Origin of the sequence: Pseudomonas proteolytica (assembly GCF_007858275.1) — a bacterium.
Lineage (GTDB): Bacteria > Pseudomonadota > Gammaproteobacteria > Pseudomonadales > Pseudomonadaceae > Aquipseudomonas > Aquipseudomonas proteolytica.
Window position 1 is genome coordinate 12,580 of the sequence record NZ_VFEV01000035.1, and the last position, 11,582, is coordinate 24,161.

The 11,582-nt window shown below is 61.6% G+C and carries 13 protein-coding genes; 9 read left to right on the forward strand and 4 right to left on the reverse strand.

The window, feature by feature from the left end; all coding sequences use genetic code 11:
- Window positions 1–201 precede the first annotated feature (201 nt).
- The 4 genes from coxB to FIV38_RS22125 all read left to right on the forward strand — a co-directional run bounded on the left by coxB (window position 202) and on the right by FIV38_RS22125 (window position 4,586).
- The gene (coxB, locus tag FIV38_RS22110) at window positions 202–1,329 is read left to right on the forward strand and encodes a cytochrome c oxidase subunit II (protein ID WP_029290310.1); all 1,128 of its coding nucleotides are present in this window, start codon (window positions 202–204) and stop codon (window positions 1,327–1,329) included.
- Between the two features lie 58 nt (window positions 1,330–1,387).
- Window positions 1,388–2,977 (forward strand): cytochrome c oxidase subunit I, encoded by a 1,590-nt coding sequence (gene ctaD, locus FIV38_RS22115; RefSeq protein WP_029290313.1) that lies wholly within the window; start codon window positions 1,388–1,390, stop codon window positions 2,975–2,977.
- A gap of 135 nt (window positions 2,978–3,112) precedes the next feature.
- On the forward strand, window positions 3,113–3,664 hold the full coding sequence (locus tag FIV38_RS22120; protein ID WP_029290315.1) for a cytochrome c oxidase assembly protein: 552 nt from the start codon (window positions 3,113–3,115) through the stop codon (window positions 3,662–3,664).
- A gap of 34 nt (window positions 3,665–3,698) precedes the next feature.
- A complete protein-coding gene (locus FIV38_RS22125; protein ID WP_029290317.1) occupies window positions 3,699–4,586 on the forward strand; it encodes a cytochrome c oxidase subunit 3 in 888 nt (295 codons plus the stop codon).
- 4 nt (window positions 4,587–4,590) lie between these two features.
- Here FIV38_RS22125 and FIV38_RS22130 read toward each other — a convergent pair whose 3' ends face one another.
- A complete protein-coding gene (locus tag FIV38_RS22130) occupies window positions 4,591–4,794 on the reverse strand; it encodes a twin transmembrane helix small protein (protein ID WP_029290319.1) in 204 nt (67 codons plus the stop codon).
- A gap of 84 nt (window positions 4,795–4,878) precedes the next feature.
- On the opposite strand from FIV38_RS22130, the gene FIV38_RS22135 reads away from it, so the two are divergent.
- From FIV38_RS22135 to FIV38_RS22155, 5 genes are read left to right on the forward strand one after another with little or no spacing between them, the layout of a single operon-like run.
- On the forward strand, window positions 4,879–5,619 hold the full coding sequence (locus FIV38_RS22135; RefSeq protein WP_029290321.1) for an SURF1 family protein: 741 nt from the start codon (window positions 4,879–4,881) through the stop codon (window positions 5,617–5,619).
- Window positions 5,585–6,178: a hypothetical protein gene (locus FIV38_RS22140; protein ID WP_029290323.1), complete on the forward strand. Its 594-nt coding sequence runs from the start codon at window positions 5,585–5,587 to the stop codon at window positions 6,176–6,178. The genes FIV38_RS22135 and FIV38_RS22140 overlap by 35 nt, the downstream gene beginning before the upstream one ends.
- Before the next feature lie 10 nt (window positions 6,179–6,188).
- Window positions 6,189–7,268, forward strand: coding sequence for a COX15/CtaA family protein (locus FIV38_RS22145; RefSeq protein ID WP_029290325.1), 1,080 nt, complete (start codon window positions 6,189–6,191; stop codon window positions 7,266–7,268).
- The gene (cyoE, locus tag FIV38_RS22150; protein WP_029290327.1) at window positions 7,256–8,155 is read left to right on the forward strand and encodes a heme o synthase; all 900 of its coding nucleotides are present in this window, start codon (window positions 7,256–7,258) and stop codon (window positions 8,153–8,155) included. Before FIV38_RS22145 ends, cyoE begins: the two co-directional genes overlap by 13 nt.
- Complete coding sequence (locus FIV38_RS22155) at window positions 8,152–8,787, forward strand: SCO family protein (RefSeq protein ID WP_029290329.1); 636 nt, start codon at window positions 8,152–8,154, stop codon at window positions 8,785–8,787. Before cyoE ends, FIV38_RS22155 begins: the two co-directional genes overlap by 4 nt.
- 157 nt (window positions 8,788–8,944) lie before the next feature.
- On the opposite strand, the gene FIV38_RS22160 is transcribed toward FIV38_RS22155, so the two are convergent.
- The 3 genes from FIV38_RS22160 to FIV38_RS22170 are packed head-to-tail and all read right to left on the reverse strand — an operon-like array spanning window position 8,945 to window position 11,450.
- Window positions 8,945–9,718, reverse strand: a complete 774-nt coding sequence (locus tag FIV38_RS22160) for a MetQ/NlpA family ABC transporter substrate-binding protein (RefSeq protein ID WP_092232497.1) — start codon at window positions 9,716–9,718, stop codon at window positions 8,945–8,947.
- Window positions 9,719–9,768: 50 nt separating this feature from the next.
- Entirely contained in the window at window positions 9,769–10,443 is a 675-nt protein-coding gene (locus FIV38_RS22165; RefSeq protein WP_029290333.1) for a methionine ABC transporter permease, read from the reverse strand.
- Window positions 10,443–11,450: a methionine ABC transporter ATP-binding protein gene (locus FIV38_RS22170; RefSeq protein ID WP_029290335.1), complete on the reverse strand. Its 1,008-nt coding sequence runs from the start codon at window positions 11,448–11,450 to the stop codon at window positions 10,443–10,445. The genes FIV38_RS22165 and FIV38_RS22170 overlap by 1 nt, the downstream gene beginning before the upstream one ends.
- Window positions 11,451–11,582 lie beyond the last annotated feature (132 nt).

Consider the following 11,582-nt stretch of genomic DNA (forward strand, 5'->3'; position numbering starts at 1 on the left):
CGTTCGTCTCTTTTTACTGATTTGTCCCCACACATTGCGGGGTCGCAGTCGCTGTCTATACTCGGGTTTGTACGCAATTAGCTGATGACGCCCGACTGCATTAGGCAGGCAAGGCTTGGCGGATGTAAGCAGTTTGGAAGCCGCCCCCTTGGCCGCAGGTGCAAACCGGCGGGATAACAAGAACGATAAGGGGAACCCGCAATGACGCGACATCCACATGTTTGGATGGGCTTACTCTTGTGGTCAGTATTCAGCCAGGCGCAGGCCGCCTGGACAGTGAATATGGCACCAGGGGCCACCGAAGTCAGTCACGCTGTGTTCGACCTGCACATGACCATTTTCTGGATCTGTGTGGTGATCGGCATCATCGTGTTTGGCGCCATGTTCTGGTCGATGATTGTGCATCGGCGCTCCACGGGCCAGGTGGCGGCCAAGTTCCACGAAAGTACCACGGTCGAAATTCTCTGGACCGTCGTGCCCCTGCTGATCCTCGTCGCCATGGCTATTCCCGCGACCAAGACCCTGATCAACATCTACGACAGCAGTGAGTCGGATATCGATATCCAGGTCACCGGCTATCAGTGGAAGTGGCACTACAAGTACCTGGGCCAGGACGTCGAGTTCTTCAGCAACCTGGCCACCCCCGCCGAGCAGATCCAGAACAAGGCCACCAAGGGCGAACACTACCTGCTGGAAGTCGATCAGCCGCTGGTGCTGCCGGTGGGCGCCAAGGTGCGCTTTTTGGTGACCGCCGCCGACGTGATCCACTCCTGGTGGGTACCGGCGTTTGCGGTCAAGCGCGATGCCATCCCCGGCTTCGTCAACGAGGCCTGGACCCGGGTCGAGAAGCCCGGCATCTACCGTGGCCAGTGCGCAGAGCTATGCGGCAAGGACCACGGGTTCATGCCCATCGTGGTCGAGGTCAAGTCCAAGGCGGACTATGAAACCTGGCTCGGCGAGCGCAAGGAAGAAGCCGCCAAGCTCAAGGAGCTGACCTCCAAAGAGTGGACACTTGAAGAGCTGGTGGCCCGTGGCGACAAGGTCTACCACACCACTTGCGTGGCCTGTCACCAGGCCGAAGGCCAAGGCCTGCCGCCGATGTTCCCGGCGCTCAAGGGCTCGAAAATCGCCACCGGACCTGCGGCAGATCACCTGAGCATCGTCTACCACGGCAAGCCCGGGACCGCGATGGCGGCGTTCGGCAAGCAGCTGTCGGAAGTCGATATTGCGGCAGTCGTGACCTACGAGCGTAACGCCTGGGGCAACAACAAAGGCGACATGGTCACGCCTAAAGACGTGCTGGCCATCAAACAGGCGGAAAGCCAATGAACCTCTTCATTGCGTATGCCCTGACCCGCCCCGCCCATCCGCTTGCAGGAGAACGGCCATGAGCACTGTGATCGATGACCACGGTCATGCCGCTGACCACGCCCACGGCCCCGCCAAGGGCTTGATGCGCTGGGTGCTGACCACCAACCACAAAGATATCGGGACCATGTACCTGTGGTTCAGCTTCGCCATGTTCCTGCTCGGCGGCTCGTTCGCCATGGTGATCCGTGCCGAGTTGTTCCAGCCGGGGCTGCAAATCGTCGAGCCGGCGTTTTTCAACCAGATGACCACCATGCATGGCTTGATCATGGTGTTTGGCGCGGTGATGCCGGCGTTTGTCGGCCTGGCCAACTGGATGATCCCGCTGATGATCGGCGCGCCGGACATGGCCCTGCCGCGCATGAACAACTTCAGCTTCTGGCTGTTGCCGGCGGCGTTCCTGTTGCTGGTCTCGACCTTGTTCTCCCCGGGGGGCGGGCCCAACTTCGGTTGGACCTTCTATGCCCCGCTCTCCACCACCTACGCCCCGGAAAGCGTGACGTTCTTTATCTTCGCCATTCACCTGATGGGGATCAGTTCGATCATGGGCGCGATCAACGTGGTCGCCACCATCCTCAACCTGCGTGCCCCGGGCATGACCCTGATGAAGATGCCGCTGTTCGTCTGGACCTGGCTGATCACCGCGTTCCTGCTGATCGCGGTGATGCCGGTGCTGGCCGGTTGCGTGACCATGATGCTGATGGATATCCACTTCGGCACCAGCTTCTTCAGCGCTGCCGGCGGCGGTGACCCGGTGTTGTTCCAGCATGTGTTCTGGTTCTTCGGCCATCCCGAGGTGTACATCATGATCCTGCCGGCCTTTGGTGCCGTCAGCTCGATCATCCCGACCTTCTCGCGCAAGCCGCTGTTCGGCTACACCTCGATGGTCTACGCCACCGCGAGTATCGCGTTCCTGTCGTTTATCGTGTGGGCGCACCACATGTTCGTGGTGGGCATTCCGTTGGTGGGTGAGTTGTTCTTCATGTACGCCACCCTGCTGATCGCCGTGCCCACCGGGGTCAAGGTGTTCAACTGGGTCAGCACCATGTGGCAAGGTTCGTTGACCTTCGAAACGCCCATGCTGTTTGCCGTGGCCTTCGTGATCCTGTTCACCATCGGCGGCTTTTCCGGGCTGATGCTGGCCATTGCGCCGGCGGATTTCCAGTACCACGACACCTACTTTGTGGTGGCGCATTTCCATTACGTACTGGTGCCTGGGGCGATCTTCGGGATCTTCGCCTCGGCCTACTACTGGCTGCCGAAATGGACCGGCCATATGTACGACGAAACTCTGGGCAAGCTGCATTTCTGGCTGTCGTTCGTGGGGATGAACATGGCGTTCTTCCCGATGCACTTCGTCGGGCTGGCCGGCATGCCGCGCCGGGTGCCGGACTACAACCTGCAGTTCGCCGACTTCAATATGGTGTCGTCGATTGGCGCCTTCATGTTCGGTGCCACGCAGATTTTCTTCCTGTTTATCGTGATCAAGTGCATCCGTGGCGGTAAGCCGGCGCCGGCCAAGCCGTGGGATGGTGCCGAAGGGCTGGAGTGGAGCATTCCTTCGCCAGCGCCGTACCACACCTTCACCACGCCGCCGGAGGTCAAATGAACAGCGGGTCTGTAGGCGCGAGCTTGCTCGCGAAGGGCGTGAACGATAACGCGGGTTGCCTGGATAAACGCGGTGCGCTGTGGTTTTTCGCGAGCAAGCTCGCTCCTACAGAACCGTCACGCGGGGGTGGGCGCCATGGCTGATTCCGTGCCCCTCAACCGCCTGGTCACGCGCCTGCTGATTCTGGTGCTGGCGATGTTCGCCTTTGGCTTCGCCCTGGTGCCGATCTACGACGTGATGTGCAAGGCCTTCGGCATCAACGGCAAGACTGCCGGGCAGTACGAAGGCTCACAGGTAGTCGATCCGTCGCGCCAGGTGCGGGTGCAGTTTCTGTCGACCAATGCCATCGATATGGTCTGGGAATTCCACTCCAAGGCCGACGAAATCGTGGTCAACCCTGGCGCGGTCAACGAGATGGTGTTCGTAGCCTTCAACCCCAGCGACAAGCCGATGACGGCCCAGGCGATCCCGAGCATTTCCCCGGCCGAAGCGGCGATGTACTTCCACAAGACCGAGTGTTTTTGCTTCACCCAGCAAGTGCTGCAGCCGGGGGAGCGCATCGAGATGCCGGTGCGCTTCATTGTCGACCGCGACATGCCCAAGGATGTGAAGCATTTGACCCTGGCGTACACGCTGTTCGATATCACTGCGCGCCAACCGCCCGTGGCTGTCCATACCGGCGGCTAGGCGTGCCTGCGGGCTCGATTAGGAGAACGGATACATGTCGACTCATGATACGTACTACGTACCAGCGCAAAGCAAGTGGCCAATAATTGCCACGTTTGGGCTGCTGATCACCGTGTATGGCCTGGGCGTGTGGTTCAACGACCTCAAGGCTGCGCGCCCGGAATCCCACGGGCCCCTGATCTTTTTCGTCGGCAGCCTGCTGTTGGCCTACATGATGTTTGGCTGGTTCGGCGCGGTGATCAAGGAAAGCCGCGCCGGGTTGTACAGCGCACAGATGGACCGCTCGTTTCGCTGGGGCATGACCTGGTTCATCTTTTCAGAGGTGATGTTCTTTATCGCCTTCTTCGGTGCGCTGTTCTATGTGCGGCATATGTCGGCGCCGTGGCTGGCCGGGGAAGGCTCCAAGGGCATTGCGCACATGCTGTGGCCGAATTTCGAGTTCGCCTGGCCGCTGCTCAACAACCCCGACCCCAAGCTGTTCCCGGCGCCGGAAGGCACTATCAGCCCGTGGGGCTTGCCGCTGGTCAACACCATCTTGCTGGTGAGTTCCAGCGTGACCATCACCATCGCCCACCACGCCCTGCGCAAGGGGCATCGCGGCGCGCTGAAAATCTGGTTGGCGCTCACCGTGTTGCTGGGGGTGGCGTTCCTGGGGTTCCAGGCCGAGGAATACATCCACGCCTACAAAGAGCTGGGCCTGACCCTGGGCTCGGGGGTGTATGGCGCGACTTTCTTCATGTTGACCGGCTTTCACGGCGCCCACGTGACCATCGGCACGATCATTTTGTTCGTGATGCTGATGCGCATCCTCAAGGGGCATTTCAATGCCGAGCACCAGTTCGGCTTCGAGGCGGCCAGTTGGTATTGGCACTTTGTGGATGTGGTGTGGATCGGTTTGTTTTTCTTCGTCTACGTGCTGTAGCGACTTACCAGGGCGCGTGGGAAACCAGCTGGCCGCTGAAGAACCCCCAGGTGATCAACGCCAGGGTCATCACGGCCAGCACCACGCGCACGGTCAAGGCAGTGACAAGGCGATTGGAGTGGCCTTCGTCCTTGACCAGAAAGAACAAGCCACTGAACAGGCTCACAACGGTAGCGATCAGCATCAGGGCAATAGCGGCTTTGAGCATGGTCAGGCTCCAGGGCTGTTTTTTTGAGGGGCGGGCAATGAGATTCAGTATAGCCAGCGCAGCACCCACCTTTGCGGCAACGCCATGAAACCCTTTCGCCCCGGGATTGCGCCGACGCTGGTGGTGCTCGTGCTGCTGCCGCTGATGGTGTTCCTGGGTTTCTGGCAACTGTCCCGTGGCCAGGAAAAACAGGCGCTGCTACAGAGTTATGCCGAGCGCCGGGCGGCGCCGCCTATCAGTGTTGAACAGTTGGATGGGGTGGCTGACCCAGCCTTTCGCCGGGTGCAGTTGCGCGGGCAGTTCGATGCCGGGCACAGCGTGCTGCTGGATAACCGCATGCGTGACGGCAAGGCCGGCGTCGAGTTGCTGCAACCCTTTCATGACCAGGCCAGCGGCCAGTGGCTATTGCTCAATCGCGGCTGGCTGGCGTGGCCGGATCGACGCACGCCGCCGGCCTTCACCACGCCCGACCAGCCTTTGAATATCAATGCCTGGGTGTATGTCGCACCGGGCGAGACGTTCCAGTTGCATGCCGACCCGGCCGCCGCGCAATGGCCACGCTTGCTGACGGCGCTGCATCCACAGGTGCTTTGGGCTGAGTTGGGCCGCAGCGGGTTTGCCTTTGAACTGCGGGCCGAAGCCGGCCCTGCGACCTATGAAACCCAGTGGCCGGTAGTGGCCATGGGGCCGGAAAAACACTTGGGGTATGCCGTGCAGTGGTTCGCCATGGCGCTGGCGCTGCTGGGCCTTTACCTCTACCTCGGATGGCACAACGCAAGGGAGAAGCACCATGGGAGCGGCCATGAATCCACTCAACATGTCTGACACGCCAGCGGCGCCCAACCGGCGCAAGGGGCGCTGGCAACTGATCCTGATCCTGCTGATGGTGATCGGCCCGATGGTGCTGGCGACCCTGATGTACAAGTTGCAGTTCTGGGTGCCGGACAACCGCAGTGATCACGGCGAGATGATCGGCAATGGCCAGACCCGCGCCGATATCGGCGTGCAGGCCGACGAGCAGCGCTGGCAATTGCTGGTGACCGCCCCCGCAGCCTGCGCCGCCGATTGCCAGCAATTGGTCTACCTCGCGCGCCAACTGCAGATCGGCCTGGGCCGTGATGCGTCCCGCGCCAGCCATGCCCTGGCCAGTGCGCAGCCGCTCAGTGCTGAATACGAGACCAAGCTGAAAGCCGAATATCCGCAGTTGCAGCGTTTGCCCCTGGACCTGCCGACCTTCAAGCAAAACGCTGCCGCGCCCGGCGATGCCCAACTGTGGATCGTCGACCCCCACGGCAACCTGGTGCTGCGCTATGACGCGCGGGTCAAGGGCAAGGATCTGCTCAACGACCTGCGCCATCTGCTGAAACTGTCGAATATCGGATAAGGGCATCGTCATGGCCAAACCTGGATTTCGCCTCGCGCTGTTTGCCACCCTGCTGGCGCTGATTGTCGTGTTGCTCGGCGCCTACACCCGCCTGACCCATGCCGGCCTCGGTTGCCCGGACTGGCCGGGTTGCTACGGCTTTATCAGCGTGCCTAAAAGCGAGGCCCAGTTGGCCCATGCCGAGCTGCATTTCCCGGATACGCCGGTGGAGGCCGACAAAGGCTGGAACGAGATGATCCACCGCTACGCCGCAGGCACCCTTGGGCTGCTGATCACGTTGCTGGCCGCTCGCGCCTGGACCCATCGCCGGCATCCGGGGCAACCCTTGAAGCTGCCGTTGTTCCTGCTGGCGGTGGTGTTCGCCCAGGCGGCCTTTGGCATGTGGACGGTGACGCTCAAGCTCTGGCCGCAGGTGGTCACCGGGCATTTGCTCGGCGGGTTTGCGACGTTGAGCCTGCTGTTTTTGCTGACCCTGCGTTTGTCCGGGGTGTTGCCGGCGCTGATCGTGCCCAGGCGCTTGCAGTACTGGGCCACGGCGGGCCTGGTGATGGTGATCGGGCAGGTGGCGCTGGGTGGTTGGGTCAGCTCCAACTATGCGGCGGTGGCCTGTATCGACTTGCCGACGTGCCATGGCGAGTGGTGGCCGGCGGCGGACTTTGCCAATGGCTTTCACCTGACCCAGCATATCGGCCCCAACTATCTGGGCGGGCAACTGGACAGCGACGCACGCACGGCGATTCACCTGACCCATCGCATGGGCGCGCTGGCGGTCACCGTGGTGCTGCTGGGGCTGGCCTGGCAGCTCAAGGCGGTGGGCATGACGCGCCTCGCCGGGTTGCTGCTGGTGGCGCTCGCCGTGCAGATCGGCCTGGGCCTGAGCAATGTGTACTTTCATTTGCCGCTGCCGGTGGCGGTCGCCCACAACGCCGGCGGTGCAGCGCTGCTGCTGACCCTGGTGCTGGTCAATTACCACGCCCGTACCAGCCTGGTGCGGGTCCGCCATCAAGTGCCGTTCGGTTGGCGCTTCAGCCCGCGCAAACACGTTTCGGGCCTGATCACCCTTAAAGGAGAGATGCCATGGCGACCTTGATTGGCGAGCGTCACAGCCAGGCGATCTGGCGTGACTATCTGGAGCTGACCAAGCCCAAGGTGGTGGTGCTGATGCTGATCACCTCGCTGGTGGGCATGTTTCTCGCCACCCGCGCCGGTGTGCCGTGGACGGTGTTGATCTTCGGCAACCTGGGGATTGCCCTGTGCGCTGGTGGCGCAGCGGCGGTGAACCATGTGGTGGACCGGCGTATTGATGCGCTGATGGCGCGTACTCACAAGCGGCCGCTGGCCGAAGGCCGGGTGTCCCCGGTCGCCGCGCTGACATTTGCCCTGGCGCTGGCGGTGGCCGGGCTGGGCTTGTTGCTGGCCTTTACCAACCCATTGGCGGCCTGGCTGACGCTGGCCTCGTTGCTGGGCTATGCGGTGATCTACACCGGCTTCCTCAAGCGCGCGACGCCGCAGAACATCGTGATCGGCGGCCTGGCCGGCGCGGCGCCGCCGTTACTCGGTTGGGTGGCGGTCACCGGCCATGTGAGTGCCGAGCCATTGCTGCTGGTGCTGATCATCTTTGCCTGGACCCCACCGCACTTCTGGGCCCTGGCCATTCATCGCAAGGAGGAGTACGCCAAGGCCGATATCCCGATGCTGCCGGTGACCCACGGCGAGCACTACACCAAGGTGCATATCCTGCTCTACACCTTCGCGCTGCTGGCGGTGAGCCTGATGCCCTATGTGATCCATATGAGCGGGCTGTTGTACCTGGGCTGTGCACTGGTTCTGGGCGCACGCTTTCTGCAATGGGCCTGGGTGCTGTACCGTGGCAGTCGGCCGCACGCGGCGATCAATACCTTCAAGTACTCTATCTGGTACCTGTTCCTGCTATTTATCGCCCTGCTCGTAGACCACTACTTATTGTTGAACCTATGACTCGAACTCAAAAAACTGTCTTTATCCTGGTGGCCATCGTGGCGTTGGTCATGGGCCTGACCGTCAATAAAGTACTGTCCGGCAAGGGCCAGGGCGACCCTACGGCATTGATCGACGCGGGCATTATCCTGCTGCCGCAAAGCCGCCAGCTGCCGCCGGTGACCATGACCAACCAGGACGGCCAGCCGGTGCTGGTCAACGAGTTGAAGGGCAAGTGGAGTGTGCTGTTCTTCGGCTACACCTTCTGCCCGGACATCTGCCCGACCACCCTCGCCCAGCTGCGCCAGATCAAGAGCGAGCTGCCCAAGGACGTAGTGGATAAGCTGCAGGTGATCCTGGTCAGCGTTGACCCGCATCGCGATACCCCGACGCAGCTCAAGCAATACCTGGGCTACTTCGATCCGCAATTTGCAGGCCTGACCGGCGCGAATGTGGAGGATGTGCAGAAGGTGTCGAATGCGGTGAGCATTCCGTTCATTCCGGCCGATACCAGCAAGCCGAACTACACCGTCGATCACAGCGGCAACCTGGCCTTGATCGGCCCGGATGGCACCCAGCGTGGGTTTATCCGTGCGCCGTTGAACAACCAGAAGCTGGTGGCGCAGTTGCCGGGGTTGTTGCAGCGTAACTAGTTCTGGAGCAAATCCAGCCGACAACCCAGATCAGCTGTGGGAGCTGGCTTGCCTGCGATAGCGTCAGGTCAGCCAGCCTTTTGGTCGCTGATCCACCGCTATCGCAGGCAAGCCAGCTCCCACATTCGATCTCCAGTGTTTTGGCGATAGTGCTCGATCAGAACGCCGGCAGGATTGCGCCTTTGTACTTCTCGTTGATGAATTTCTTCACCTCGGGAGTGTGCAGGGCTTTGACCAGTTTCTGCACCGCGTCCGAATCCTTGTTGTCCTCGCGGGTCACCAGGATGTTGACGTAAGGCGAGTCGTTGCCTTCGATCGCCAGGGCATCCTTGGCAGGGTCCAGCTTGGCTTCCAGGGCGTAGTTGGTGTTGATCAGCGCCAGGTCGACCTGGGTCAGCACGCGTGGCAGGGTGGCGGCTTCCAGTTCGCGGAATTTCAGGCCCTTTTCATTGCCGGTGATGTCCTTGATGGTCGACAGGATATCGGTCGGGTCCTTCAAGGTGATCAGGCCCTTGCTGGCCAGCAGCAACAGCGCGCGGCCGCCGTTGGTGGCGTCGTTGGGGATGACCACGTTGGCACCGTCCGGCAGCTCGGCCAGGGTCTTGTACTTGCTGGAGTACGCGCCCAGGGGCTCCAGGTGCACGCGGGCCACACTCACCAGGTGAGTGCCCTTGGCCTTGTTGAACTCATCCAGGTACGGCTGGTGCTGGAAGAAGTTGGCATCCAGGCGCTTCTCGGCCACTTGTACGTTCGGCTGCACGTAGTCGGTGAACACCTTGACCTTCAAGTCCACGCCTTGCGCGGCCAGGGCCGGCTTCACGAACTCAAGGATCTCAGCGTGGGGCACCGGCGTCGCGGCGACCGTCAGGGTCTCGGCGGCATGGGCGGAAAACGCGGCAACCGCGGCGAAAGCAACCAGTAGTTTTTTCATCCAACAAGCTCCTTGTTCGGGCATCTGCCGGCGGGCGCCGGTAATGGCCGTTATTTTCGAGAGTAGTGTGTCACCAGCTTATCGCCGATGGTTTGCAGAATCTGCACCAGCACAATCAACATCACCACGGTGACGACCATCACGTCATCCTGGAAACGCTGGTACCCATAACGGATCGCCAGGTCGCCCAGGCCACCGGCACCTACTACGCCGGCCATGGCGGTGTAGCCCACCAGGGCAATGGCGGTCACGGTGATTGCCGCAATGATGCCCGGCTTTGCCTCGGGCAGCAGCGCCTTGGTGATGATCTGTCGGGTGGTCGCGCCCATGGCCTGGGTCGCCTCGATGATGCCGCGATCGACCTCGCGCAGGGCGGTTTCCACCAGCCGGGCGAAGAACGTCGAAGCGCCCACCACCAGCGGCGGAATCGCACCGGCCACGCCAAGCGACGTGCCCGTGAGGAATACCGTCGTCGGGATCATCACAATCAGCAGAATGATAAACGGCAAGGAGCGGATGGCGTTGACCACGAAGGCCAGGGCGGCATAGGTGGTTTTCTGCTCCAGCAACTGGCGTGGGCTGAACAGGAACAGCAGGATGCCCAGCGGCAGGCCCACCAGTACGGTGAAAAACAGCGAGGTGCTGAGCATCAGCATGGTGTCGCTGGTGGCTACCCAGATATCAGCCCAGTCGACGTTGTCGAAGTAATGCAGTAACACGTCCATTAACGCAGGACCTCCATGTGCACATCGGCTGCGGTAAAGCGTGCGAATGCCGCTTCCATGTCACCGCCGGTGATGGCCAGGGTCAGTTGCCCGTAAGGGGTATCTTTTATGTGGTCGATGCGACCGGCCAGGATGCTGTAGTCCACACCCGTTTCGCGGGCGACGGTACCCAGCAGGGGCGCGTAGGTCGCTTCGCCCTGGAACGTCAGGCGCACGATGCGGCCTGGTACATGGGCGAAGACATCGCGCTGCTCGCCTTCATCGACCTGCTCGGCTTCCTGCACGAACCGTTTGGTGGTTGCGTGCGTGGGGTGCAGGAACACCTGGGCGACCGGGCCTTGCTCGACGATCACACCGGCATCCATCACCGCGACCTGGTCGCAGACACGACGGATCACGTCCATCTCGTGGGTGATCAACACGATCGTCAGGTTCAGCTCGCGGTTGATCTCGGCCAGCAGTTGCAGGACCGAGGCAGTGGTCTGCGGGTCAAGGGCGCTGGTGGCTTCGTCGCACAGCAGGATTTTTGGCTTGGTGGCCAGGGCGCGGGCGATGCCGACGCGCTGCTTCTGGCCGCCGGACAACTGCGCCGGGTACTTCTTGGCATGGTCGGACAGGCCAACCCGGTCCAGCAGTTCGGCCACGCGCGCATCGATCTCGCGGCGCGACAACTCACCGGCCAGGGTCAGCGGCAGCGCGACGTTATCGGCGACGGTCTTGGAGGCCAGCAGGTTGAAGTGCTGGAAGATCATCCCGACCTGTTGCCGGAAACGGCGCAGGCCATTGGCATCCAGGGCGGTGACTTCTTCGCCGTCGACCTTGATCTGGCCGCCCGAAGGTTCTTCCAGGCGGTTTATCAGGCGCAGCAGAGTACTTTTTCCCGCACCAGAGTGGCCAATCAGGCCGAACACCTGGCCGTTCTCGACGCGCAGGCTGGTGGGGTGCAGGGCGGGGATATCCTTACCGGCGACCCGGTAGGTTTTATGGACGTTATGAAACTCGATCACGTAGCGAACCTTGTGGGGCGCATTGAAAAGGGATCAGCGGTTAGCCGGGCGCGCATTTTAGCCTGTCCATCTAGTGTTTCTTAGCATTTATTTCGTATTCAACCAGTGATTTGGCAATAACGCGATCAAAGG